Genomic DNA, 25,832 nt, shown 5'->3' on the forward strand with positions numbered 1-25,832 from the left:
ATCAAACACTTGGCCCTACGTGTGAGGGATTTGGAGAAGTCCATTGAATTCAACGAAACCGTTACGGAACTGATGGTGGTTCGCCGCTTTAAATCCGGTCCCGGGGAAGTGGCTTTCTTGAGTAATGTCCCCGGGGCAACGGAAATTGAGCTGATCTCTTGGCCTGAGCAGCAGTGCTTTGAGGGCAAGGGTATGTTCCTTTGCTTTGCTACGGACAAGCTCGATGAAATGCACAAATTAGTGCAGGACAAGGGGTTGAATCCTTCCCCGATTCAAAACCCCGATCCGGAAACCCGGTACTTCTATGTCTACGATCCCGATGGTGTGTCGGTGCAGCTGCGCTGGTATCCTGAGGAGGAGTAACGTTTTCCTGGACTCATAGGCCAGCCTTCCTGGTCTGGCTGTTCCCCTAGTCGAACGTGCACATTCTCCCAACGCAGGTAATATTGATGGTACCATCAAGCAAAGTTGGGAGGCAGACTATGCTGTTAAAAGGCCTAAGAGTCGGTTTTGGCTTCACCGGAGCCTATTGCGTTTTTGATCAGGTGTTCCCCCAACTCGAAAGAGTAGTGGCAGAAGGCGCTACAGTAATTCCTCTGGTTTCCTACCACACCGCGGTAACCAATTCCCGGTATGGAACCGCGGAGGAGTTTCTGAAACGGATGAAAGAGATCACCGGTAACGAGGTTATTAAGACCATAGAAGATGCCGAGCTGGTCAATAAGCAGGGCGAGCCCCTTGACGTGTTGGTCATCGCTCCCGCCACCGGAAGCACTCTCTCCAAGATGGCCGATGGCGATTCCGATACCCCGATCCTGATGATGGCCAAGGAAATGTTTCGCAATAATAGGCCGGTAGTACTGGGAATTGCAACCAACGACGGACTTGGGCTCAGTGCTAAAAATATCGGCATCTTGCTCAGTACCAAGAACGTCTATTTCATTCCCTTTGGACAAGATGACCCCTTTGGTAAGCCCAACTCACTGGTGGCTCGCTTTGACCTGATGGTCCCAACGATAGTAGAGGCACTGAAGAAGGAACAGCTCCAGCCTGTTCTGGAAAAACACTAGTAAAAAAGCAGAGCGGTTTCGCTCTGCTTTTTTGATCAGGTCTGTCTCTTAACCTTCCAGCTTGAAGTGTTCCACCAACTCCTGCAATTGGCTTCCCAGGTCCGTTAGGGTTTGCGCGGAACTGGCCACCTGCGCCATGGAGGCCGCTTGTTCCTCTGTGGCACTGGCGATCTCATGGCCACCTACATTAATTTGCTCCAGGCTGGAGGAGATTCCCTGCACCTGTTCAACAATCCCATTGACTGCTTCCAGGATACCATGTAGGATTTTCCCGCTTCTGTTGACCGTGTCTAGGGCCTTTTCCGTTTGACTGGCGCCTTCCTTCATCCCAGTAACAGTGGAGTCAATCACCCCTTGAATCTGGCCAATGAGGGAAGTAATTTCCCCTGTGGAGCTTGCCGCCTGTTCCGCTAGCTTTCGCACCTCTTCTGCCACCACCGCAAAGCCGCGGCCGTGTTCCCCGGCTCGGGCCGCTTCAATGGCGGCATTTAAGGCCAGTAGGTTGGTCTGTTCCGCTAGGGCACTGATCATCTCCACGATATTCCCAATCTCTCCCGAGAGAGCCCCCAGGTTGGGCACTTCCTCAGCGAACTGCTGTGTATTATCCCGCAGGGAGCCCATCTGGTTAACGATGTCATAGATAGCGGTTTCGCCCTCTGCGGCTTGACTGGAGATTTCCTGCACCACTTGACTCACCGATTGGGCGTTGTCATTCATCGTCTCCAAGGTACTGGAAAACTCATTGGTGGTACTGGCAACCTCTTCTACCGAGGCACTAACTTCCTGAGAGGCTGCTGCCATCTGCGCGCTGGCGTTGGCCAGTTCATCGGTGGTGTTAGTGACCATGGCGATTATCCTTCGGATACTGTCAATAGTTGTATTCAAGGCCGCGGCCACTTTGCCCACTTCGTCTTGGGAGCGGACAGTAACGGTCTTGGTCAAATCCCCGCCGGCGACTCCCTCGATGACCAACTGCGTTTGGCGGAGGGGATGGGCAATTTGCCTTCCCAGCGTTACCGCTATGGCTATTCCTAAGGAAATAAAGATCAATGAAACCCAAAGAAGAAAGCTTTGGAAGCGATTGACGTTCTCCAGCACATCGCTTTCCAGTGCGCCGATTCCAATCATCCACCCGGTGGAAGCCACCGGGGCTAAGCCGGTAAGCCGCACTTCATCATCCAGGGAATAACGTACAACTCCAGTCTTACCCCAGCCCAGTTGGCGAAGAGCTCGCCCGACAGTGGCTAGGCCAGTATCGGCAAAGATGCTTCTTTGCTCTAATACATAGGAGCGATTGGGATGGGCGTAGACTGTGCCATCGACACCCAGGACGTGGGCCCACCCATGGTCCCCAAAGCCCAATCGATCGGTGATCTCGCTTAAGGCTGATGCATCCCTTCGGCCAATCAGCACTCCCACCACTTGTCCGTTATTCTTGATGGGAACGGCATACATCAAAACCATGCTGTTAGTGACCCGGCTGATAATCACATCAGAGACAGCGGACTTACCGCCAAGGGCCTTGATGATATAATCCCTATCCCCAAGCTGCGCGGTGGAACCGTCATAGTATCTCGCTGTCCCATTTCTATCCACTACCCCAAAGGAGAGGAACTCCGGCAGACGTTGGATCTCCGTCTGTAGTATCGGTCGTTGTTGGCGCCAGTCCATGCCTTTCATCTCTGGCCTGGCGGCGATTGTCTCCAGAATAGCCAGTTGAGTCTCAAAGCGGCTTTCTAGGTAATGACTAGCCTCTACCGCCTGCAGCTGCAGGGCAGTTTCAACCTCGGCCATTACCGCCGAAGCACCATTTCTGTACGCTAACAGCCCCAATCCGATACATATTGCCAGTACTAATCCACCTACATAGATAGCGATTTTGGTAGCAATGCTTCTTGTTTTGAACATTCGCGCTCTCCTACCCATCGATGTTATTATTAGGCAATTTATTCCAAGAACATTGTTTCATTGGCTTTTACCGGTGTCAAGACAGGCATGAGATGGTGTTGGGGATGGAGATCTCATTGGGATAGATATATGTCGAAATCCTTGGAAGGGCGGCGCTTTGCCTTGACTTTCGCGGGAATTTGTAGAAAAATGTACTAGGCGTAGGCAAAAATTTCTAAATAGATAGGCAAGAAAGCGCCATCATCACGTCGAGGCCCTTTGCGGTGCTCTGCCAAGGGGCCTTTCATGTTTGGGGGCAATAGCGGTGGAGAAATCCAGGAAGTTGGCCAGATTGAACTCAATCAAATTCAAGCTAGTGGTTATTCCCTTGCTGCTCTTATCAGTGGCGATTGTAGCTATCGCCGGGGGCATTGTTTATCTGACCAGGGAAAGCCTGTTAGATCAGATGCGGTCAAGTGGCTACGATTTGGTGGAACAGGCTGTATCTCGCCTACAGGATAACGTATTGGCCCTTGATACAGCTAATCAACTGATTGGCGACCAGCTGCTTACCGCCGGTAGAGTGGTGGTCAATAACCAAGCTCAAATCAGCAACGAGTTTCTCACTCAATTGGCCGAGGCCTTTGGGGTTAATGTCCTTTATTGGTATAACAGTGAAGGCCGGGTCACCCATTCTGCCTTCGGCGAGTACCTCAATTGGGTGGCTCCCGCGGGGCATCCCGTGCGACAGTTTATGCAGAGTAATGCCCAGTACCTAGTGGAAGAAGAGATTAGAAAGGATACCGACTCCGATAACTACTACAAATACGGTTATCTCAAGGCCGGCGGCGGGTCCTTTGTCCAAGTGGGAATCCTCGCTAATACCGTTGAGAGTTTGACAAGGGAATTTAGTCTCCAGGACCTAGTGGAAGAGCTGGCCGCGGGAGAGGAGATTGTGTATGCTCTCTTCATCACTCCCGATCTCATCGCCACTGCCCACAGTTCCCAGGATCGGATTGGGCTTCAGGTCTCCGATGAAGGAAGTATCGAGGCCGCGGTCAGGGGCAACGTCTATTCCTCGGAATACTTCTATGAGCCGGTAAATGCCAATGTCTACGACCTGTTGATGCCGGTCACCATCAATGGTCGGCATGTGGGGGCCCTGAATATCGGTCTTTCCATGAAGGAAGTCTATACCGCCATCAACAGAATCGTGAACATGACCATCGTGATCGGATTGGTGGCCTTTGTCATCCTGGGCACCGTCTTGCTTAGCAGTTCCTTGGGGATCGCCGGTGTCCTCCAGGCAATCAAAGCTCACTTGGCTCTCATCGCCTCCGGCGATCTGACGAAAAACCTTCCAGAAAAACTCTTGGCCAAGGGCGACGAGCTAGGAGAGATTGCCCAGGCTACCGAGCGCATGCGGGTGTCTATTAGAAATATCCTCAATGACGTAACCCAGGCTTCTCTGGAGACTGCCAACTCAAGCCAGGAATTATCGGCGGCTACAGAGCAAACCAGTGCCTCCATCGAAGAAGTGGCCTCAACGGCCAACGAGTTTGCCTCAACGGTGCAAGCAATGCACGAAAATGCCCAGGCAATGGTAGAATCCGCGAGCGCCATCTCTGCCACTGCTGCTCAAGGCACCGACTCGGTGGAAGAGGCCGTTGCCACTACTAGGGAACTGAAGGATACCATGGTGGGCATCGCCGAGGTCGTTGAAACCCTGGGCGAGCAATCCAAGGAGATTGGACAAATAGTGGAAGTGATCACCGGTATTGCCGACCAAACTAATCTCTTGGCCTTGAATGCCGCTATCGAAGCTGCTCGGGCAGGAGAACACGGTCGGGGCTTTGCTGTGGTGGCCGCGGAAGTTCGGGAATTGGCGGAACAAGCGGCAACCTCCGCCACTAAGATTACCGAGCTGATTCGCAGCATTCAGGCGGAAACGGCCAGAACGGTGACGGGAATTAACCAGGTCACGGAGCAGGCGGAGTCCAGCGCGGAAGTGGTGACTCACAACGGCAGGATCCTAAAGGAGATTGTAGAGTCAATCCAGGAGATGATCGCTCAGATTCAACGGGTATCCGAGGGTACGGAACTGATTAGTGCCGGCAGCCAGCAAATGGCCGCGGCTACTGAGGAGCAGGCCAGTTCCGTTGACAGCATCGCAACCTCGGCCCAGAACCTAAGTGCCATGTCGGAGCAGCTGCAGGCACTGGTGGGACAATTTCAGATTTAGACCAATTGCTGCAGCGGGAGGCAACGATGCTCTCCCGCTGCTTTTGATCGCTAGTCTTGGGGCTTTGGTGAATATAGGCCCCCTATCGGAGTTGGTCATGGGCTAATGGGAATATGACCCGAAATTGTCCTTGGGTCAGAATTGGTATTGTTTACCGAATTGTCGAATGTTATGATTTAGCAGGAGGTTTCCCTTCTCTAGTGACCTTTCCGGTGGTTTTGACGGTGTCAAGGGCACTAGCAGCCAGTAACGGATTACAGCATAGGAATTGGAGGAACAGGGAATGTTACAGTTTTTCACAGGAACATTGCAGCGAAGGATTCTTTGGTCGATAGTTCCCTTAGCCATTGTGGCCCTGGGCGGGCTGGTGGTTCTCAATGTGTCTGATTCTCAACGAAGCCTAGAGACTCAGATCGCCACCGGCGCCGTTGCCCGAGTTGAGGCGGGGGCAGCAGCCATTGAGCATTGGCTGCAGTCGGTTTTAGATCAGGTTGGCAGTATAGCCCAGGCCGATGTTCTAAAAAGCGGCGATACCAATGCCCAACTGGCTTACCTGCGGCGGGTTGTGAATGAAGTGGACTTTCTTGCCGAACTGATGATCGTCGATCTGCGGGGGAACATGGTGGTCACCAACGGCGATACCGGCAACATCGCCTCCCGGGACTACTTCCAGGCAGCACTGCAGGGGAGACGGGCCATCACCACCACTCCCGTGGTCCAGGATCGCACCGGTAAGAAGATCCTCGTGGCCGTTGCTCCTGTGAAAAATAACCGCTCCGATGTAATCGCGATAGTCGGAGGGCTAATCTACATCGACTATGTCCAGGAGACCCTGGCCAATCTCAAGCTCGGCGAGACCGGTTACTCCTTCCTAGTGGACTCCCAGGGTGACTTTGTGTCCCACCCCGATGAAAACATGGTGGGCACCAACGCAGCAGCCTTGGGCAGCGAGGAGATTAATCTTATCGCCAGAAGGATGATCGCCGGAAACTCCGGTTTTGATGAGTATACCCATGGAGGGGAGCGTTACCTGGCCTATGCTCCCATTCCCACCACGGGTTGGAGTGTGGGGGTGACGGGAGAGCGGGACGAGCTGAATCAGCCGGTGGCTCAAATGCTGCGCCGAGCCCTACTGGTGGTAGCCGCTATTCTGGTTTTCGTGGTCATCGTCTTGGTGGCCCTCTCCCATATGATCAGCCGCCCCATCAGCCAACTAGTGGGACATATTCAACAGGTAGCTAAGGGGGATTTCTCCCAGCAGTTTCATACCAAGGCCAAATACGAGGTGGGACAGGCCTACCAGGCCCTCAATGAATTAAGTGCTAGTCTCGGGGCGATGATCGGCCAAGTCGTCGGTTTTGCTCAGGAGGTGGCCTATGCCAGTCAAGAACTCTCCTCGGCCACGGAGCAGACGGGAGCCGCGGTGCAGGAGGTGGCAGCAACCTCCAATCAGTTTGCTTCCACGATGCAGACCCTAGACATCAAAGCCCAGGAAATGGCCACCATCGCTGCGGATATTTCTGAAAAGGCCGCGTCGGGTCATTCCGCCCTGGAAGGCGCCATCTCAGGAACCCAAGGGTTGCGGGCCACGGTCAATGAACTTTCCCATCAAATGAACAGCTTAGGGGAAGATTCAAAGCAGATCCTTGGGATTGTGGAAGTGATCTCTGCCATCGCCGGTCAAACCAATCTCTTGGCTCTGAATGCAGCCATCGAGGCGGCTCGGGCCGGTGAGCAGGGACGGGGTTTTGCCGTGGTGGCCGATGAAGTCCGGCAGTTGGCGGAGCAGTCCACGGAAGCCAGTGAACAGATCAAAGAGCTGTTGACGGAGATTCAAAGGAAGACGGCCGTCATGGTAGAAGCCATGACAGCAGGCGCCCAGGAAGCCGACGAAACGGTGGAAGTGGTGCAAAACAGCGGCACCAATTTGCGGGAGATCCTGGGGTTAGTGGATACAGTAACAGAAGATGTCGGGGTCACCTCCGACGGCATTCTAGAGGCCAGCAGCGGCAGCCAGCAAATAGCCGCCAGTACCGAGGAACAATCAGCTTCCCTGGAAGAAGTGGCAAAGGCCGCGGGACAGCTGGCTGTCATCGCTGAGAAGCTGCAGGCGGCGACTGCGGTGTTTAAGCTGAAGTAGGTAATTAACAATAGACCAGCACTTACCGCCCAGCACCATCCTTTCATCTGATTGCTTCTATTACTTCTCATGGTGTGCTGAGCGGTAAGTCTTAATTGATACAGCCGTCGTCAGGTCCAGTGGGGAGGTGGAGAAAGGTGGCAGGGATTTCGCAGGGAGTTGCTCGTGAGCCCAAGGAGGAAGGCAAGGTATCCTTGACTAGATCACAGCAGGCGGCTCTGGAGTATGTCACTAACTATGCCCGGGAGCGAAGGGATCAGGCCCGGGAGGCTATCGGGGAAGTTTTGCAGATGGCAAATATTTCTTGGAAGACCTATGAGCAGACGGTGGCTAAGATCAAGTCCCATGCCCGCGTCGCCCTTCACTTTCATCCCGACCGACCCACTGGGAAGATGCAAAGTGTTGCCCAGGCGCTGTTAGAACAGGGAGTTTATCGGAACCAGTTTGAGACGGGACTCTCCAACGGCAGTGTTTCGGCCTATCCCGGTGGAGCAAGGGACCTGTGGGAAAAGAAGATCTTTGGCGGGGCATATCATCAAGGGGAATGCCCAAACCATGAGCGCCCCAAATACGGAGCCTTGGATTTGACCGGTGCTCCCGACGGACCCGCACCCAGATTTGGTTCCTGTTATTTCTTGCTGTCGCCGGAGGTCTCCCATCGCTCTACCTTTACCTATTTGGATTCCCATCAGGATCCCACAGAAAAGGGGACCTTTGCGGAATTCGATGACATCATGGCTGCTCTTTTGGTGGAAGTATTTGTTCGGGATTTTGCCATCGGGGTCAAGGATTTGACCCCAACCAAGCTGATTAACCACCTGTTGACTAACCTAGAAAAACCCCTCCCCCCTCCGGTAGCAGGCAGGGCCAGCCGTAATTTAAACCATTACATCGAGGCCCAAGTCCACGGCGATGTGCTTTTGGCCAGGGATGTTGACATCTTGGTGGCGGACCCTTCCTTTCAAGGTACCGATACCGGAATAGCCCTGGAAGAGCTGTGCTCCCGCTACGATATAGAATTGCTGTGGCACATGGGTTTTGCGATGGCAACCGATGACGTGCCGCTGGATTTTCGGGGGCCGACGATGCCCTCCTTGGCAAGGCGGATCGCCCCTGAGGGTTATCTGACAACGAAAATGATCGGCGATGCCGCGATGCAGTTGAAGCAATCCCCCGAGACTTGGAGTGATCGGGGCACCTACAGAGAGGTACTGCAGGAATTGAAGCTGTTGTGGCATGTGTTGGTAAGGTACGGCGAACCACTGCAGGGCAGTGGAGCTTAACAAATAACTAGACAAAACAGCAGGCAGAATCTGCCTGCTGTTTTTATTAGTACGCTACGGATGGCTTGTAGCTACAAATATCTATTCTTAGAATTCAGCCTGGATGTCGGGATGTATCTCCTGACTGAAGGAGTTACTTCGAGGCCTCTTCGATCTTCTCCAGGTTTGTTCCCAATCCGATAATGTTGTTGACCGGCAAAGAGAAGCAGATTCCCTTACCCGCGGTGGTGAGTCCAACTTCCCCGGTAATGGCTTCCATGATTGCTCGCTTCTGCTTTTGGGGGGCAACGATTAACACCAGATCCTTTTCCGGTTGGATGGTGATTCCCAAGTACTTGATAGCCTCCTTGGAACCGAGGCCACGGGCATGAACCAGGGTACCTCCCGTTGCTCCGGCTCTCTTGGCAGCATCCATCACCTGGTCAAAGTGACCGGTATTGACGACACTGACTATCAAATGGTACTGTTCCTTGGGTGCTACAGACATGTCCTCACTTCCCATTTCCATATTCTCATCGGCCTCTTGCAGGAGCGTCGACACTGTACTGGTGACACTGCTGAGACTAACAGTACAGGCGATCCCGGTTCCTGGCTTACTCAAATCGAGGTTTTTGTCTAACTGTTCCATCACATGATTGGCCATGTGGTTGGTTAGCAGACTCAGGGCCACAATTTTCCTCGGTCCGCCGTATCCCAGAATCTCGTAGATAACAGACTTGGCAGACCCCTGTCCCGGGGTCACTATGGTCAGGGGGATATTACACTCCTTGAAGGTATCCTCTAACCGATCATGCAAACTATAATCCAAGATGGTGATCAGAGCCTCTAGTCTGCTCTCCGAAAAATCCACCATTAGTAGTCCTCCATTTCACGTTACCCAATGGACCGTGTATTAGAAACACTGTCCACATTTTACTACTATTATCGTTTCTAGTCACCCACCATATCCGCCTGGTTTGACGAGTAGTCTAGGTCAATAATGGTCTCCTCGGTGGGTGTGGCCATCTCTTTAGCAACCTTCCGGGACCTAAGGGTATAGGCCACGCCGAAGAACTGCAGGGTAATCACCGGGAACATCGCTACCAGGGCCACAATTCCGAAGGCGTCGGCGTAGACGTTGCCGGCGATGGTTTCGCTGGCTCCAATGGCAAAGGGAAGCATAAAGGTTGCTGCCAAGGGACCCGAGGCTACGGCACCGGAGTCAAAGGCGATGGAGGTGAAGAGACGGGGAACCACCGCGGTCAAGGCCAGGGCCAGCACGTACCCGGGGATGACAAACCACAACAGGGATAGGCCGGTAACCACCCGGATCATAGCCAAGGCCACTGAGATTCCTACACCGACGGAAAGTCCCAGTCCCATGGCCTTGGCGGAAATAGCTCCGGCAGTAACTTCCTCCACTTGTCTTTTTAGGACGAATACCGCCGGTTCTGCCGACACTACTAGGTATCCCATAACGAATCCTATTAATATTACCACCCAAGAGCCGGTGTTGGCAATCACCGTACTGCCTAGAAGATAGCCCGAGGGCATAAAACCAATATTTACGCTGGTTAAGAATAAGACCAGACCGATAAAGGTGTATATAGTTCCCACCGCGATCTGCAACAGCGTTTTGATACTCAAGCGCAAAGTGACAACCTGAAAGATGGCAAAGAGCAAGAGTATCGGAAACAGAGCGATGGCTATCTGAGCAGAGTAATCCGGCAGACTGGAAACAAATAAGCTGGTTATGTCAGAGAGGGACTGAATATTGGGGATATCCAAAGCACTGCCGCCGGAAGGGGAAAAGAACATCCCTAAAATCAAGAGGGTGATAATTGGACCAATGAGACACATGGCGATTAGTCCAAAGCTATCCTCTTCCTGAGCTTTGTCACCCCGCACCGACGCCAATCCCAGTCCAAAGGCCATGATAAAGGGGACCATAATCGGACCTGTCGTTACTGCACCGGACTCCCAAGAAATGGAGAGAAAGTTTGTGTGCGTAAACTGAGAAAGGATAAAGGCTACGAGATAACAACCAATTAAGAGATAGGAGAGGGGGAACTGATACAGGATGCGGAGTAGCGCGGCCACTAAGGCCAGGCCTACACCGATAGAGACCCCGATGATAATAGTCGAGTCAGCGATGCCGTTGATCTGGCCTGCCAAGACAATCAGATCGGGTTCTGCTGCGGTAATAAAGACGCCAATGACAAAGGTCAAAGCCAAAATCAAGAAGAGCTTTCTGCTCTTCACCAACCCAGCACCAACATGTTCACCGATGGGAATCAGCGAAATATCGACACCGAGGTTAAACAAGGCGATGCCCAAAATCACCATGACGGCACTGAACAAAAACAACATCAGACTCGTGAAGGGCATCGGTGCGATGGTAAAATGCAACAGCAAAACGAGGATAATGATGGGAATAACTGACATGGATGATTCCTTGAACTTTTCCATTAACAACTCTAACATTTAACCACCTCAACTCCTGTTTACTTATCAACTCCGGATATGATGCCAAAAGGGTGCTGTATAAATAAAGAAGGGAAATAGAACACCTGGCACTAAAGCTAAACCCGCAATGGGATATCTTTGGCCATCAAGGGATAGAAGACGCGCCAATTCGGAGTAATCCCAGGCCGAAGGTAAAGTCCTTAAATTTGGCTCTGATACTCCACTCTGCTAGTGTATCATGGATTTGGCCACCTTGCCAAGACTGGGAGTTTATTCCACTCTCCCTTGCCGACTCTTCTGTCACCATCCTTTCCTTTACTTCCCGGGGATATGCCCCTTTTACCCACCGCAGACGCAACCTTCCAACCTACTTCTCAAAGCCCTTATCGCAAAGGGCCTGACTGCACTGCCACCCCTTTCTCAGGTACAAACCACGGGATGCTCATCGGTAAAGTTGTCGGTAAATAAAAGAAACAAGGAATATTCTGAACCGCAGGGAAGGGTTAGGGTGAAAATCCCCGATAGCTGGCCCGTGAGCTATCGGGGCCTCAGCCTATGATCGAAGGGGGTAGGACCATGGATCCCAGGGAGATTTCGGTGCTGGACTACGATCCAAGACCACAGCTGGTCACCAAGGTAACGGAGGTAGATAAAGCCAAGTTCCCAGCCATCGATGGCCACAACCACCTGCGGCGGTTGGCCAAGGATCCCAAGGCCATTGCCGATTACGTAGAGGCGATGGACGAGTGCAACGTGGAGGCGGTGGTGGACCTTGACGGCGGGTGGGGAGAGGCTTTGGAGGAAAAAGTTAAGGCCTATAGCCCATATCCTGGCCGTTTCTATGTCTTTTGTCACATCGACTGGGAGGGGATTGATGAACCGGATTGGCCCGACCAAACTGTGGCTCAGCTGGAGGACAGCGTCCGAAGGGGAGCAAGGGGCCTGAAGATCTTCAAAGAACTGGGGCTTGGCGTCAAGACCAAGGATGGTAAGTATCTGCCCATCGATACCCCGAAGCTAGATCCAGTGTGGGCCCGGTGCGGTGAGCTGGGGATTCCAGTGTTGATGCATACCGCCGACCCAACGGCCTTTTTCACCCCCCTGGATAAACACAACGAGCGGCTCAAGGAACTAGCCGACCATCCAGAATGGCTCTTTATGAAGGAAGAGTATCCAACCAAGGCAGAGCTATTGGAGCAGCGCAATCGGGTGCTGGCCCGTCACCCCGGAACCCAGTTCATTGCCGCCCATATGGCCAGTATGCCCGAGAATCTGGCATTGCTGCAGCAGTGGCTGGATCAATTCCCCAATCTCTATGTCGATTGTTCGGCCAGATTAAGCGAGTTGGGTCGACAACCCTATACCGCCCGGGAGTTTTTTATCAAAAACGCTGATCGCATCCTCTTTGGGACCGATGGTAATGCCATGGGCCAACCCTTAGAGAGAATGTATCGCCTCCACTGGAGGTTCTTTGAGACCTATGATGAGTACTTTGACATCGCCGACAGCCACAAATTCCAAGGGGATTGGCGGGTATTCGGTATTAACCTCCCGGAGGATGTTCTCAAGCAGCTTTACCGGGACAACTTCTTCAAACTGGTGGGTGAGGACTAGGGAGAAAGCTGTATTTACCCAGGCGGGAAGGTAGGGCTGTCAGTCTGAACCTCTGTGAGATCTACCCTGGAGAGGAGTGGGCTAAGTGGAGGATATTTACCTCAGTGAGTTTCAACCCAGGAGTGAACTGGTGGTTCCGGTACACGAAGTGCCGAAACCGAGGTTTCCCGTCATCGATTTTCATACCCATTTTGGGGTGGGAGGAAGAACCTATGACCTGGACGAGGCCATGAAGGGTCTGGATCAGGCAGGGGTCAAGGCAGTGGTCAATCTCGATGGCTTTTGGGGAGAGCGGCTGGACCAAGTGCTGGAATATACCAAGGATTACTCCCACCGCATGGTCACCTTCGGTAATGTCGACATTTCCCGGCTGGACGATCCTGATTGGCCCGAATACGTCGCGGGCACCCTGCGCCGCTCCTATGAAAAGGGAATCCGGGGCATTAAGTTCTTTAAGTCCTTGAGCCTTGAAGAAAAGGACAAAAGCGGTAACTATATCCCCGCGGACGATGACCGGCTGCAGCCGATCTGGGACACCGCGGCGGAACTTTGCATCCCGGTACTAATTCACATCGCGGATCCCATTGCCTTCTTCCGTCCGGTAGATGGAACCAATGAAAGGTTTGAGGAATTATCTCTGCGTCCAGAATGGTCCTTTTATAAGGAAGGGCTTTTTACCTACGAAGAGTTAATGGAGCAGCAGCAAAACCTCTTGGCTAAGAATCCCGATACCATTTTTGTCATCGCCCATGTGGGCTCCGCGGCAGAAAACCTGGGATGGGTCGCTGAGCAGTTAGACCGCTTTCCCAATATGTATGTGGACATGGCGGCACGATTGGCGGAACTGGGCCGGCAGCCCTATACCGCCAGAGAATTCTTGATAAAGTATCAGGACCGGTTCCTCTTTGCGACGGACCTTTTCCCAGGAGGCCACACCATCTACCCCTATTACTACCGCTTCCTGGAGACTAAGGATGAATACTTCGATTACGCCCCGGTATGTCGGCAGGGACGGTGGAAGATCTATGGAGTGGATCTGCCCGATGAGGTGCTGGAGAAAATCTACTACAGGAATGCCATTAAGCTGGTTCCGGAGCTGGAGCCGATGATCGCTGCCGATTGATGTTTCCTAGCTGGCAGCGATGATCTGGGCCTTACCTTCAGATCCAAAGAGCTTGATCTTTTCCGTGACCAGCTGCTGACCCTTGGCCCGAGCCGCGCCAAAGACCTTGCGGGGCTCAAACTCCTCGGGGTTAGCCTTGATAAACTCTTTGATTCCGTCGGTGATGGCGTACTTCAGATCGGTGCCTACGTTGATCTTAGTTACCCCCAGGGCGATGACCCGCTTGATGACGGATTCCGGCAGGTCAGAGCCGCCGTGGAGCACCAGGGGAACGTCTACCTGGGAGCGAATCGCCTGGAGCCGATCAAAATCGATTCGGGGAGTTCCCTTGTACAGGCCGTGGGCGGTGCCGATGGCGGGAGCAAAGATGTCGATTCCCGTCCTTTCGATAAAGTCTCGGGCTTGCTCTGGATCAGTGAGGACAGCCTGATCCTCCCTCACGGAGATGTCGTCTTCCTTGCCGCCGACGATGCCCAGCTCTCCTTCCACGGAGACTCCGTAGTGGCGAGCGGCTTCCACTACCCTCCGAGTAAGGGCGACATTCTCCTCGTAGGGAAGGGCCGAGCCGTCGATCATCACCGAGGTGAAGCCCTTGCGCATACAGTCTAGGGCCAGTGCATAGCTGCGGCCGTGGTCTAACTGAAGGGCGATGGGGAGGTCGGTGAGTTTGGCCGCGGCATGGACGATACCGCTGATATAGGCTGGATCGGCATGGGTGAGGGCACTTTGGGAGGCCTGGAGAATTACCGGTGCCTTGAGGGCCTCTGCCGCCCAAACCACCGCTTGGACGTCCTCGAGGTTATGGACATTAAAGGCGCCGATGGCCCAGCCTTGGGGCTGGGGGGTCAGTAGTTCCTTGACGGTCACTAGGGGCATGATCCAGTCCTCCTGTCGGTGTCTTTTGTGTACTAGAAAAATTCTGACGCTTTCGTCAACCATACTCTACCACGGTTGGATGTTGCTGGCAATATGCATACCACGACAGCTTTCCTTCCTCGGTGGGTGTAGGACCTGAGGGCTAGGGAGTGAGCCTTGAGGCAAGGGAAAAGGAGAGGAGGATATCCATGGGAAAACTGCGGGTACTGGCCGCCGGTGAGCTTAATCCCGATCTGATCCTGTCTCAGGTACAGGGATTGCCGGAGTTTGGGCAGGAGCGGGTGGCCGGGGTCTTTGAAATGCATCTGGGCAGTTCCACCGCAATTTTCGCGGCCCAGCTGAGCCGTTTGGGAGCGGAGGTCTCTTTAGTGGCTCGCATCGGCGGGGATACCTTGGGAGAGTTTTGCCGGGAACGGCTGCAGGAAATTGGGGTTGACACCAGTTTACTCATTGAAGACAGGGAAAGTGGTACTGGGGTGACGGTGTCCCTGAGCTATCCCCAGGATCGGATGCTGATTACTTATCTTGGGTGCATCAGCCGCTTGCAGGAAAGTGACGTCACCGATGAGATGCTGGACGGATATGATCATATGCACATCAGCTCCTATTACCTGCAAACCAGTTTGCAAAGGGGGATTACTCGCCTATTGCAGCGGGCAAAGGAGCGGGGACTAACCATCTCCTTGGACACCGGAGATGATCCCGCGGGGAAGTTTGAGGCCAATATTCTAGAGGTGCTTCCCTTAGTGGACTACTTTCTTCCCAATGAAAGGGAGCTGATAGCCATCACCAAGACCTCGGATTATCGCAGGGGTCTAGAAAGCTTGAAGGATAGGGTACCCACTATTGCAGTGAAATTAGGCAGCAAGGGAGCGGCCCTGCAGCAGGGAGATGAGTTTATCTACGTTCCCGGCTTTACTATTGAAGTGGCCGATACCACGGGAGCCGGGGATTCCTTTGACGCCGGGTTTATCTTTGCTCGCTTAAATGGGTTGTCCCTGCGGGAAGCCCTGGTCTGGGGTAATGCCTGTGGAGCCCTGTGTGCTGCCAACATCGGCGGGGCCTCGGGTTTTGACAGTGCCGAGGCGGTGCGGGAATTTATTGCCAAGGAGGCTGGGAAATGTACTTAATTGAAGGGGAAATTTATAACCAGTATGACGCGCTGCGCTGTACATATGATTATCTGCGGGATCAGGCCGATGCAATCCGGGACTTCTATGCCAGCTATGCGCCTAGGAGTATCACCTTCATCGGCTGTGGTTCCGGTTACTGTCTGTGTCGGTCTGGAGCCGTCTCCGCCAGCCTGCGCTTGGGGATTCCAGGCTACGGTATGGCTGCGGGGGACCTGCTGATTAACTTCGATCAGTACAGGAATATGATCGAAGGCACCTTGTTGGTGGCCCCTTCCCGTTCTGGAGGAACCAGTGAAGTGGTGATGGCGGTGGAGAAGGCCAAGGCCTTGGGGGTAAAGACCCTGGGGATCGCGGCCAAGGAAGGATCGCCTTTGGGGGAAATAGCAGATTTGTGCCTGGAGATTCCCTGGGCCTTTGACGAAAGTGTCTGCCAGACGAGAACGGTGACTAACCTTTATACCGCTAACTTGATGCTCTTGGGGATTATCGCCGAGGACGATGGGTTGCTCTCGGAGATTAACAGCGCCATCACCGTTGGTAACGAGTATATGGAAAAGTACACTCCCTTAGCCAAGGAGATAGCTGCCCAGGATTGGACTAAAGCCGTTGTCCTTGCCGACTCTGAGCTGGAGGGCATCGCCGACGAAGCAGCCATTGCCGTGACGGAGATCGCGCAACTGCCGGGAACCTATCACCATGTGCTGGATGTCCGGCACGGTCCCATGGTTTTGGTGGATGACAGTACATTGGTCATCATGTTCTGCTCCCCGGCGGAGATCACCCAACAAAGGAGACTGGTTGCGGATCTTCGGGGACGGGGTGCTAAGGTGGTGACCATTAGCGCTCAAGAGGACAATCTCTGGGACGCCAATTGGTCCGTCACCATTCCCAGCTACCACAACTTCGCGGTGAACGGCATACCCTTTATCTTCATTCCCCAGGCCATTTCCTATTACAAAGCCCTGGAACGGGGCGTCGATCCCGATCGCCCGTCGGGTCTGGAACCTTGGATCAAGCTGGGGTAGTTCGTTAGATAGTAAGGGGGATATAAGGGAGGAAGCCCGTTATGTGTCTTAACGGGCTTCCTCCCTTTGGTATATCAAGGGTTCCTTGGACTCTAGATCACTTTGTAGGTATTGCGATCGGTCTGCTTGGCTTGATACATCGCCTCCTGCACCAATTCCACTGCCGGGGTGGATTCCTTGATGTCCGTGGGGATCTTGGCGATGCCGACGCTGGCGGAGAAGGTGAAGGTGGTGTCATTCCAGGTGACGGGATCGTCGGAGTGGGATAGGATCTTCTGGGCGATGGCTTCGGCGCTGGCTAGATCCTCCCTTTCGGTGATGACGATGAACTCGTCGGCACTGATCCGGAAGAAGGCAGTGCCTGGGGAAACGCTTCTTTCGATGCGAGCTGCCGTTTCTGCGATGGCCACATCCCCTGCTCCCCGGCCCAGCTCTTCATTAATTCGCATCAGATTGTCGATATCCACATCAAGAATGTAGGTTCCCTTGGCAGCAACGATCCGTTGACTCAGCTCCGTTAGGTCATACTTGGGTATTGGTGTCATCTTACCGTCCCCTTTCCTTGGATGTTTCAGGATGATCCTGGGATACAGCTCAGTGAACCGGTTGGCCTGGCGAAAGGCCGAGGGAGAGACGAGAAATTGCTTCCGAAAGGCTCGAGAGAAACTCTCTACACTACCGTACTGGTATTTGAAGGCCAAATCAGTGATGGTAATGTCAGAGTGGACCAGTTCGTGGGCGGCACTGCAGAGTCGACGTTTGGTCATGTATTCCCGCAACGGACAGCCAAAGACCCGGGAGAACATGCGGTGCAGGTGAGACAGGGATATGTAGGCCTCACTGGCAATGTCCTCAAGGGAAATGGGATTGGTAAGGTTGGCTTCGATGTATTCGATTGCCAGGATTAAGCTGAGAAAGCTTTGCACAGCAGTCCCTCCTTCCTCCCTTTGCCGGTTTGTCCAATTAAATACTATCATCATCGGTTACCAAATACTTGATTTTGTCTATCATTTCGGCATCGGGACAGCGCAGAAGGCAGTCAAGGGTAGGGAACTTCACCTTCTCGATTCCGCAGGGTAATTTCTGTCCCCGGCGAAGACAAGGGATAAATACCAATTCTTCTGCGCAAAGGGGATGCCACATGATGTCGCGTAAAGACTGGCCCGTTAGTCTTTCTTCTTCCTTAAGTGGTTCCATGGAGTCAATCCTGGCTGAGTATCAAGCCGCGGGGATCCGCTATATGGAGCTGACCTCCTCCAGCCACCGCTACTTTGAGGAGGAACTGGACTTTTTTCGCCGCTCCAAGGAGATTGCAGCCTTGGCTAGAGAGTACGGTGTAACTATCCGTTCGATACATATTCCCTTTTCTGAGAAGGACACCTACGACAACAGTTCTCCCGATCCAAGGGTACGGGACAATTCCGTCCGCTATTGTGCTAAGCTTCTCGGGGCTGCCGCCGAGGCGGGGATTAAAATCGCGGTTATCCATCCCTCCAACGAGCCCTACCGGGAAGAGGAGCGGGAAATTAGAATTACCTCTGCCATCGATACTCTGTCACGGATTACTGCCATCGCCGATGCCCTGGGAATGACCTTGGCCGTGGAAAACCTACCTCGCACCTGTATCTGCCGTACCAGTGATGAGATGCTCCGCATCCTAGAGGCGATACCCAACCTGCGGGTTTGCTTTGATACCAACCACAGCCTGATCGAATCCAATGTGGAGTACATCCGGGCCGTAGGCGATAAAATCGTTACCTTACATGTCTCTGACTACGACTTTATCGATGAGCGGCACCTGCTCCCGGGAGAAGGTCTCATCGATTGGGAAGAGCTAATTTCCGCCCTGGAGGAAGTGGGTTATTCTGGGACCTTTAACTACGAGCTGGCCGATCGCGAGACCTCAACGCCGGAGCATGTGGCGGCCAACTACAAGAAGCTCATGGGATTATGACAATATGAAGGATAAAGGAGAATGAAGATGAAGGGGACCTTGCAAGAACTGGCCCAGGAGAAGATTATCATCGTGGCGCACCGGGGAGTATTTGGCGGTAATATTCCCTGCAATAACCTTGCTGCCTATGACATTGCCCTTAAGCACGGCGCGGATATGATTGAAATCGATGTGACGAAAAGCGCCGACGATGAACTTTTTATCTTTCACCCTAAGATGGAGCGGGCCCATCTCAACGGGGATGTTGATATCCGCACCATGACGGCAGCGGAGATCAAGAAGCTGCGGTACGTCAACATCGACGACACTCCAACGGATATTGGACTCAACACCCTGGATGAGGTCTTTGAACACTTCAAGGGACGCTGCTTCATTAATGTGGATAAGTTCTGGGACTGTCCCGAGCTGATCATCGAGAAGATTAAAAGGCACAACATCCAGGATCAGATTCTGCTTAAATCCTCGCCAAAACCGGAAATCCTAGACATGGTGGAGGACTACGCTCCCGATATTCCCTTTATGCCGATTATCAGCGAGGATCAGGGTATTCACGAATATCTGCAAAGGAGAAATATCAATTATATCGGTTCAGAATTACTCTTTACCACCGAGGACTCCGAAGTGGCCTCGGAAGAGTACATCGCTATGCTTCATCGGGACGGCAAGCTGGCCTGGTCCAACGCCATCGTCTATGACTACAAAGCAGTGTTGGCGGCCGGGCACTCCGACGATGAGTCCCTGATTAACGATCCCGCCAACGGCTGGGGATGGCTGGCGGACCGCAACTTCGACTTCATCCAAACGGACTGGGTACTGGCCTGTGTCCAATACCTCAAGGAAACCGGCAGACTGTATCGCCGCTAGCAACAACTTTGCCCACTTCTAGGCTGGGATTTCCTCCTGAGTCCAAGCCCCAAGGAAGTGGGCTTTACTGTTGTTACCAACATCGGGTATCAAGTGATGGCATCTCAACATTGCAAGGACTTTATCAAGACTTGGGAGGATGACAACATGATCCGAATTGATCCTAAGCCTATGTATGAACTGTCCCCGTACTTGTTTATGCAGTTCATGGAGCCGTTGGGCACCACGGATTCCTCTGTTGAGGCCGCTTGGGACTTTCAACGAGACCAATGGAAGCCGGAGTTTATTGAAGTAATCAAAGAGCTGTCCCCATCAATGATTCGCTGGGGCGGCATTCTCACCAGTTTCTGGAAGTGGCGGGAGGGAATTGGCCCAAGAGACCGGCGGATTCCCATGATCAACTACCTCTGGGGTGGTCTGGAGAGCAACCAGGTGGGACTCCATGAGTACATGGATTTCTGTGAGCAAGTAGGTGCAGAGCCCCTGCTGGGCGTAAACTTCTCCGCGGATGGTCGTCCCGAGTATATCAACACCGTTCGAGGAGAGAACAGAGCCGGTACCCCCGAGGAAGCTGCGGCCTTAGTTCGCTACTGCAACGACCCCGATGATGACCTGCGCAAAGTCAACGGCAAGAGCGAGCCTTGGGGGATTCGCTTCTGGCAAGTGGGGAACGAAACCTCCTATCCCAAGGCGGGCCATCGCTTTACCAGTGAGGAAAGTGCTAAGGAGTTTGTGAAGTACGCTAAGGCGATGCGGCAGGTGGATCCTGAGATTAAGTTAATTGGGTGGGGATGTAAAGAAGGAAATCGGGATGCCTGGTGGGCCCCGGAGCTTTTGGATATTGCCGGTGATCAGGTGGACTATGTGGCAGCCCATATGATGTGCCAGGGTCCGCGACGGGAGGATACCATTCTTACGGGAATGGAGTACATGAAGGATCGGGATCGGGCCTGGGCAGAGCTGTTGGAAATCTACGATATCCTTGAGCCCCGGCTCTTGGAGCTGGAAGCCATCATTGAAGAGAAGGGCTCCGACGCCAAGATTGCCATCACCGAGGGGCATCTATCCCTGAAGCCTCACAACACCTGTTTCCTACTCCATGAGTGGCTCGCGGGATTGTACCATGCTAAGGTGCTCAATCTCTATCAACGCCACGGCGACATGGTGAAAATCGCCACCTTGGCAGACTTCTTCGGAAACCGCTGGACCGTCAATGCTGTGATGCTGGGCAGTCCCATGCAGCGGATGTACCTGATGCCCGTGGGGATTATCTGTACCTTCTATAGAAAACATATCGGAGAATACGGAGTCGCGGTACCCAGCGACTTAAAGGGTCTGGATATGGCCATCAGCAGAACCGATAACCGGCTGTATCTCCATGTGATCAATGGGGATCTCCATCGGGCCAATACCGTGGATATCAGTATCGAGGGTCATGAAGTAGTCGGCGGCTGCGCCTATACCATCGCTCCTGGAATTGACGCCTATGTCGATTCTGAAAGAAGAGACACCTTCGCTCCAGAAGAGACAAGGGTCAACCCAGGAGACCTGATAAACTGGACCTTCCCCGGGGCGTCGGTCACAGTTCTGGAGCTAGAGATCAAGCCAAAGGAATGAAAATAAACTAACGCCACGGCCTAGGGCACTAGCCTAGGTGCCGGCCTTTCCTTGAAGAAAGATACATCAGATGCCAATCACTGGGGCAAAGGATGGATGCTAACACAGCATCCATTCCTTTGCCCTTTTCCTTTGGAGCGAGAAAGGGACACAGAGTGGCAACTCAACTAGCCATGGGGGGCTCCTTTGGGCTGGTCGAGATTTACGATGAGTTCTCAGGAGTGTAAAGGAGCTTGCTGCAATAGAACGAAAGAGGATGCGTGATCTAGGGTACACAGCTAAGATGCGGAGGGGATCGGAAAATGAAATGGGTAGAGGATGCTCGGGAAATCGATGTCAAGGCTGAGTATGACGTGATTGTCTGTGGAGGCGGGCCAGCCGGGGTAAGTGCGGCAGTCTCTGCTGCCAGACAGGGAGCCCGGACTTTGCTTTTGGAGGTCGGCGGATGCCTCGGGGGGATCTGGACTCAAGGAATGGCCGGGTTGGTCTTGGATGTTGAGGGGAAGGGTGGGCTGCTGCGGGAGATCAAAGGAAAGCTAGCCGAAAGGAATGCGATTTTACCTAAACCCCGCACTCATCCCCATAACTTCTTAATTGCCGGCGAAGCGATGAAACTGCTCCTTGAGGAGTTGTGCCTGGAAGCTGACGTTGATCTTTTGTATCATACTCGGGTTGTGCAGGCGATGATCGTCGATGGTCAGCTGAAAGGCGCCATCCTTGAGAACTGCGAAGGGCGCAGTGCTTATGCAGCCAAGATTTTGCTTGACTGTACCGGAAACGGGGAGTTTGCCGCTCGGGCAGGATGTGAGTGGGAATCCGGTCATCCCGTAAGTGGAAAGCTCCAGCCGGCAACGATGTTGGGCATTGTCACTGGAGTGCCGGAGGATGCCGCCGAGGTGATGAAGGGGAGGGTGTTTTACGAGTTCCTGCAGGAGTTGGGCTTTGAGCCCAGCAGCAAGGACAATGCGCCGAGCATCAACCAATTGCCCTATCCAGAGCTGTATATGTTCTCGGTTAACCACGAGTTTAATGTGAGATTCGACTCCGCCCAAAGTATTACCCAGGCAACTTTACGGGCCCGGAGGGAGCTCTGCGATGCCATCGAGGTTCTCCGGGAGCGGGTCGGTTGGAAGGACCTGCGCCTGGCGGCAACACCGTCTCTAATTGGACTTCGGGAAGGTAGGCGGATTAGGGGCAGGTACTATCTGTCCGTTGAGGATATCATAGCAGGACGCCGCTTTGTCGATGGGGTGTGTACCGTGCGGGCCGGCGTTGATGTTCACGCCCTGGATGCCAGCGCAACGGTAGGCGCGGGGACTGAAGGGATTAAGACTAAGCCCTATCATATTCCCTATCGCAGTCTGGTCTCAGCAGCCTTTGATAACCTGGGGATGGCCGGGCGGTGCATCAGTGGAGATTTCTACGCCCACTCCTCCTACCGGATGACGGGAAATGCAGTGCCTATGGGAGAGGCCATCGGCTATGCTGCTGCCGTGGCAGTCAGAACCCAAAGAACCTTAGCTGAACTAGACGGTTGTCGAGTCTCCGAGGAAATGAAAGCCCGGGGATATGCCATATAGACAGGGGGGCAAAGGAGCCTACCCCTATTGAGCGAAAGAGGATGAGTGACCAACGGAACACAGACAGGACGCGGAGGGTTCAAAGGATGAAGTGGCTGGAAGAAGCTCGGGAAATTGATATCAAAGCTGAATATGACGTGATTGTCTGTGGAGGAGGTCCGGCCGGCGTGAGTGCCGCGGTCTCTGCCGCCAGACAGGGAGCTCGCACTTTGCTTTTGGAGGTCGGCGGGTGTCTCGGTGGTATCTGGACTCAAGGAATGGCCGGGTTGGTACTCGATGTCGAGGGTAAAGGTGGACTGCTGCTGGAGATCAAAGGAAAGCTGGCGGAAAGGGGTGCGGTTCTACCCAAACCCCGCACTCATCCCCATAACTTCCTAATTGCCGGTGAGGCGATGAAGCTTCTCCTTGAAGAGTTGTGCCTGGAAGCTGACGTTGATCTTTTGTATCATACTCGGGTTGTGCAGGCGATGATCGCCGATGGTCAGCTCAAGGGTGTCATCGTTGAGAACTGTGAAGGTCGCAGTGCCTATGCAGCCAAAATTATGATTGACTGCACCGGGCACGGGGACTTTGCCGCTCGGGCAGGATGTGAGTGGGAAGCCGGTCATCCGGTAAGCGGGAAGCTGCAGCCCGCGACAATGTTGGCCATTGTCACTGGAGTGCCGGAGGATGCCGGGGACGTAATGCAGAAGCCGAAGTTCTATGAGTTCATGCGGGAGCTTGGCCTTGAGATCAGCAGTAAAAACAACGCGGCTAGTATCAACCAGCTGCCCTATCCAGAACTGTATATGTTCTCGGTGAACCATGAGTTTAATGTGAGATTCGACTCCGCCGAGAGCCTTACCCAGGCCACTTTACGGGCTCGGAAGGAGAACGGCGATGCCATCGATATTCTCCGGGAGCGGGCCGGTTGGAAAGACCTGCGCCTGGCGGCGACACCGTCCTTTATTGGACTTCGGGAAGGCCGGCGGATCAAGGGTAGGTACTACCTGTCCGTTGAGGATATCACGGAAGGACGGCGCTTTGAGGATGGAGTCTGTACAGTGAGATTTGGTGTTGACATTCACGCCCTAGATGCTGACTCCCAGCTAGGGTGTGACAATGAGGGCATTAAGGTTAAGCCCTATCATATTCCCTACCGCAGTCTGGTCTCGGCAGCCTTTGATAACCTGGGAATGGCCGGTCGGTGCATCAGCGGTGATTTCTATGCTCACGCGTCTTACAGGGTAACGGGAAATGCAGTACCTACGGGAGAAGCCATCGGATACGCTGCTGCCGTAGCAGCCAGTTCCCAGAAGACCCTAGCAGAGATAGACGGCAGCCTGGTCTCCTCGGAGATGAAGGCTAGGGGTTATGAAGTGTAGGGAAAATGAGAGTGGGCCGACACAGCGCTTGAACCACTAGTCGATTTTCCGGCTATTCCTGAAAGATACACACGTTAATGGCAATCACTGCGGCAAAGGATGGGTGAAAGGATATCAGATCAGAATCTCAGAGGCATATTGATACCGGGAAAACGAATCTACCCAGAACCTTAGAATCGCCGAGGATTGTTGAAGGTCTTGTCGCATTCCTGACAAAAATGGGATTATTTTATCTGGATGGTAAGATGAGCGAGAGCTCTGGTCGGAGGGAGGTTGCAACTAATGGGAACTCTGAGAGCTAGACAAGAATCATTGAATCGGAAATACCGTACTGGGCGGATAGGAGCGGAAGAGTTCATTGAAGCCTTGCTGAGAGATAACGAATTTGATCAGGAGCGGCGCCGGATTGTTAAGAGAGCTCGGAAAATAGTCGGCAAGAAGATTCCTAAGCATGCAGGCTATTCATCGAGCGCTATGCGTTAGATTAGGGGTAGTTACAGGTTTTCCAGCCAACCCTTCAAGTAATTTCTTCGGTAGCCTCTTACCCTATCTGTAAGGGGCTGTTTCTTTTCTGCCTACCGCAATTCGCCCCCTTCTCGTACTAGGGGACAAAAAGATACTGTCTTCCTGCGGGGGTTCATGGCCGATCCATAGAGACGCAAAGGAGCTTTTGCCCCTTTAACGAAAGAGGATATCGAATCGGCTCCATGATTGCCAGCCAGATGCCCTAGAGTACTGGAGGGCATAATATGGCTGATAAGGTTCGCTTAGAGCATCCGGCAGTAGAAGACTTTTTGATGTACTTGGAGATTGAGCGCAATTCCAGTCCCGGTACCATTGACGGCTATCGCAAGGATCTGAGAATGTTCCTTCGTTATCTTGGGCAAAGCCGGGGAGTATCGCCGGAGGTTGTCGACTTAGGAAGTGTCAAACGGAGTGAAATTCGCAGTTTCCTAGCCTATCTGAGAAATGAGCGGCAGAATCAGACCAGGACTATTAACCGGAAACTCTGTGCCCTTCGCTCCCTATATCGCTTCTTGACGGACAACGAGGAGTGGGACATTGACCAAAGTCCTGTGGCTGCCGTAGGGTCTCTTCGGCAGCAGAAGCTGCTGCCCGTTTATCTTACCTTGGAAGAGGCGGAGCAGCTGCTGGAGTCGGTGCAGGAAAACAGCCTGTATCCGACACGAGACTACGCCATATTCCTGATGTTTCTACAGTGTGGCTGTAGATTTGCAGAGTTGCTGTCCATCACTGTACCGGACATAGACTTCACAGGACAAACGGTACGCCTGTTAGGAAAGGGACGGAAGGAGCGCCTTGTTCCCTTGACGGAGCGGACGATTAAGGCCCTAAAGGAGTATCTTGTGGTTAGGGATCCAGCAGTGCCAACGGATATCCTCTTTCTAAGCAACAAACGACATCCGCTGCAACCCAATGGACTGCGTTATATCTTTCAGACCGCGGTAGATAGATCCCCTCTGAAAAAGAAGAACTTAACCCCCCACAAACTGCGCCACACCTGTTTCACCCTACTGATGCAAGCAGGTGTTGACATCCGAACGGTCCAGGAGATTGCCGGTCACAGCAGCATCTCGACAACCCAGATCTACAC

At 53.3% G+C, this 25,832-nt stretch carries 21 protein-coding genes; 16 read left to right on the forward strand and 5 right to left on the reverse strand.

Annotated elements, in window-relative coordinates; all coding sequences use genetic code 11:
* Complete coding sequence (locus GX030_06070) at positions 1–363, forward strand: VOC family protein (protein NLV91942.1); 363 nt, start codon at positions 1–3, stop codon at positions 361–363.
* Positions 364–482: 119 nt separating this feature from the next.
* On the forward strand, positions 483–1,070 hold the full coding sequence (locus GX030_06075; GenBank protein ID NLV91943.1) for a dipicolinate synthase subunit B: 588 nt from the start codon (positions 483–485) through the stop codon (positions 1,068–1,070).
* Positions 1,071–1,118: 48 nt separating this feature from the next.
* On the opposite strand, the gene GX030_06080 is transcribed toward GX030_06075, so the two are convergent.
* Positions 1,119–2,978, reverse strand: a complete 1,860-nt coding sequence (locus tag GX030_06080; protein ID NLV91944.1) for a methyl-accepting chemotaxis protein — start codon at positions 2,976–2,978, stop codon at positions 1,119–1,121.
* A gap of 304 nt (positions 2,979–3,282) precedes the next feature.
* Between GX030_06080 and GX030_06085 the strand changes: the two genes are divergently transcribed.
* From GX030_06085 to GX030_06095, 3 genes are all read left to right on the forward strand, one after another.
* Positions 3,283–5,199, forward strand: coding sequence for a hypothetical protein (locus GX030_06085; GenBank protein NLV91945.1), 1,917 nt, complete (start codon positions 3,283–3,285; stop codon positions 5,197–5,199).
* Positions 5,200–5,482: 283 nt separating this feature from the next.
* Positions 5,483–7,339: a methyl-accepting chemotaxis protein gene (locus GX030_06090; protein ID NLV91946.1), complete on the forward strand. Its 1,857-nt coding sequence runs from the start codon at positions 5,483–5,485 to the stop codon at positions 7,337–7,339.
* Between the two features lie 146 nt (positions 7,340–7,485).
* Positions 7,486–8,622, forward strand: coding sequence for a DUF3626 domain-containing protein (locus GX030_06095; GenBank protein NLV91947.1), 1,137 nt, complete (start codon positions 7,486–7,488; stop codon positions 8,620–8,622).
* Positions 8,623–8,755: 133 nt separating this feature from the next.
* Here the strand turns inward: GX030_06095 and GX030_06100 are convergent, their stop codons facing one another.
* Positions 8,756–9,475 carry a P-II family nitrogen regulator gene (locus tag GX030_06100; protein NLV91948.1) on the reverse strand — a complete coding sequence of 240 codons (720 nt, stop codon included), beginning with the start codon at positions 9,473–9,475 and terminating at the stop codon, positions 8,756–8,758.
* Positions 9,476–9,552: 77 nt separating this feature from the next.
* Entirely contained in the window at positions 9,553–11,085 is a 1,533-nt protein-coding gene (locus tag GX030_06105; GenBank protein ID NLV91949.1) for a DUF1538 domain-containing protein, read from the reverse strand.
* A 558-nt stretch (positions 11,086–11,643) separates the two neighbouring features.
* Between GX030_06105 and GX030_06110 the strand changes: the two genes are divergently transcribed.
* Both GX030_06110 and GX030_06115 read left to right on the forward strand, forming a co-directional pair.
* Positions 11,644–12,681 carry an amidohydrolase gene (locus tag GX030_06110; protein ID NLV91950.1) on the forward strand — a complete coding sequence of 346 codons (1,038 nt, stop codon included), beginning with the start codon at positions 11,644–11,646 and terminating at the stop codon, positions 12,679–12,681.
* A gap of 85 nt (positions 12,682–12,766) precedes the next feature.
* Entirely contained in the window at positions 12,767–13,804 is a 1,038-nt protein-coding gene (locus GX030_06115; GenBank protein ID NLV91951.1) for an amidohydrolase family protein, read from the forward strand.
* A gap of 6 nt (positions 13,805–13,810) precedes the next feature.
* Here GX030_06115 and GX030_06120 read toward each other — a convergent pair whose 3' ends face one another.
* Entirely contained in the window at positions 13,811–14,680 is an 870-nt protein-coding gene (locus GX030_06120) for a class II fructose-bisphosphate aldolase (GenBank protein ID NLV91952.1), read from the reverse strand.
* Positions 14,681–14,868: 188 nt separating this feature from the next.
* On the opposite strand from GX030_06120, the gene GX030_06125 reads away from it, so the two are divergent.
* Both GX030_06125 and GX030_06130 read left to right on the forward strand, forming a co-directional pair.
* Positions 14,869–15,810: a carbohydrate kinase family protein gene (locus GX030_06125; protein ID NLV91953.1), complete on the forward strand. Its 942-nt coding sequence runs from the start codon at positions 14,869–14,871 to the stop codon at positions 15,808–15,810.
* Positions 15,801–16,838, forward strand: a complete 1,038-nt coding sequence (locus tag GX030_06130; GenBank protein NLV91954.1) for an SIS domain-containing protein — start codon at positions 15,801–15,803, stop codon at positions 16,836–16,838. The genes GX030_06125 and GX030_06130 overlap by 10 nt, the downstream gene beginning before the upstream one ends.
* Positions 16,839–16,930: 92 nt before the next feature.
* On the opposite strand, the gene GX030_06135 is transcribed toward GX030_06130, so the two are convergent.
* Positions 16,931–17,764 (reverse strand): diguanylate cyclase, encoded by an 834-nt coding sequence (locus GX030_06135; protein ID NLV91955.1) that lies wholly within the window; start codon positions 17,762–17,764, stop codon positions 16,931–16,933.
* A gap of 215 nt (positions 17,765–17,979) precedes the next feature.
* Between GX030_06135 and GX030_06140 the strand changes: the two genes are divergently transcribed.
* The 7 genes from GX030_06140 to GX030_06170 form a co-directional block, all read left to right on the forward strand.
* Positions 17,980–18,792: a sugar phosphate isomerase/epimerase gene (locus GX030_06140; GenBank protein NLV91956.1), complete on the forward strand. Its 813-nt coding sequence runs from the start codon at positions 17,980–17,982 to the stop codon at positions 18,790–18,792.
* Between the two features lie 27 nt (positions 18,793–18,819).
* Positions 18,820–19,656, forward strand: coding sequence for a glycerophosphodiester phosphodiesterase family protein (locus GX030_06145; GenBank protein ID NLV91957.1), 837 nt, complete (start codon positions 18,820–18,822; stop codon positions 19,654–19,656).
* A gap of 147 nt (positions 19,657–19,803) precedes the next feature.
* A complete protein-coding gene (locus GX030_06150) occupies positions 19,804–21,273 on the forward strand; it encodes an alpha-L-arabinofuranosidase (protein NLV91958.1) in 1,470 nt (489 codons plus the stop codon).
* A gap of 302 nt (positions 21,274–21,575) precedes the next feature.
* A complete protein-coding gene (locus GX030_06155) occupies positions 21,576–22,853 on the forward strand; it encodes an FAD-dependent oxidoreductase (GenBank protein ID NLV91959.1) in 1,278 nt (425 codons plus the stop codon).
* 86 nt (positions 22,854–22,939) lie between these two features.
* Positions 22,940–24,217: an FAD-dependent oxidoreductase gene (locus GX030_06160; GenBank protein ID NLV91960.1), complete on the forward strand. Its 1,278-nt coding sequence runs from the start codon at positions 22,940–22,942 to the stop codon at positions 24,215–24,217.
* 282 nt (positions 24,218–24,499) lie between these two features.
* On the forward strand, positions 24,500–24,700 hold the full coding sequence (locus GX030_06165; GenBank protein ID NLV91961.1) for a hypothetical protein: 201 nt from the start codon (positions 24,500–24,502) through the stop codon (positions 24,698–24,700).
* Positions 24,701–24,966: 266 nt separating this feature from the next.
* Positions 24,967–25,832: tyrosine-type recombinase/integrase (locus GX030_06170; protein NLV91962.1), on the forward strand; the 866-nt coding region annotated here is incomplete at its 3' end.

Source organism: Bacillota bacterium (genome assembly GCA_012727955.1).
GTDB lineage: Bacteria > Bacillota > Limnochordia > DTU087 > JAAYGB01 > JAAYGB01.

Bases quoted from the DNA above. Each gene is read 5' to 3' on its own strand.
- GX030_06075 (NLV91943.1), top strand. From the start codon at position 483: ATGCTGTTAAAAGGCCTAAGAGTCGGTTTTGGCTTCACCGGAGCCTAT.
- GX030_06080 (NLV91944.1), bottom strand. From the start codon at position 2,978: ATGTTCAAAACAAGAAGCATTGCTACCAAAATCGCTATCTATGTAGGT.
- GX030_06090 (NLV91946.1), top strand. From the start codon at position 5,483: ATGTTACAGTTTTTCACAGGAACATTGCAGCGAAGGATTCTTTGGTCG.
- GX030_06100 (NLV91948.1), bottom strand. From the start codon at position 9,475: ATGGTGGATTTTTCGGAGAGCAGACTAGAGGCTCTGATCACCATCTTG.
- GX030_06105 (NLV91949.1), bottom strand. From the start codon at position 11,085: ATGTTAGAGTTGTTAATGGAAAAGTTCAAGGAATCATCCATGTCAGTT.
- GX030_06110 (NLV91950.1), top strand. From the start codon at position 11,644: ATGGATCCCAGGGAGATTTCGGTGCTGGACTACGATCCAAGACCACAG.
- GX030_06120 (NLV91952.1), bottom strand. From the start codon at position 14,680: ATGCCCCTAGTGACCGTCAAGGAACTACTGACCCCCCAGCCCCAAGGC.
- GX030_06125 (NLV91953.1), top strand. From the start codon at position 14,869: ATGGGAAAACTGCGGGTACTGGCCGCCGGTGAGCTTAATCCCGATCTG.
- GX030_06130 (NLV91954.1), top strand. From the start codon at position 15,801: ATGTACTTAATTGAAGGGGAAATTTATAACCAGTATGACGCGCTGCGC.
- GX030_06140 (NLV91956.1), top strand. From the start codon at position 17,980: ATGATGTCGCGTAAAGACTGGCCCGTTAGTCTTTCTTCTTCCTTAAGT.
- GX030_06145 (NLV91957.1), top strand. From the start codon at position 18,820: ATGAAGGGGACCTTGCAAGAACTGGCCCAGGAGAAGATTATCATCGTG.
- GX030_06150 (NLV91958.1), top strand. From the start codon at position 19,804: ATGATCCGAATTGATCCTAAGCCTATGTATGAACTGTCCCCGTACTTG.
- GX030_06155 (NLV91959.1), top strand. From the start codon at position 21,576: ATGAAATGGGTAGAGGATGCTCGGGAAATCGATGTCAAGGCTGAGTAT.
- GX030_06160 (NLV91960.1), top strand. From the start codon at position 22,940: ATGAAGTGGCTGGAAGAAGCTCGGGAAATTGATATCAAAGCTGAATAT.
- GX030_06165 (NLV91961.1), top strand. From the start codon at position 24,500: ATGGGAACTCTGAGAGCTAGACAAGAATCATTGAATCGGAAATACCGT.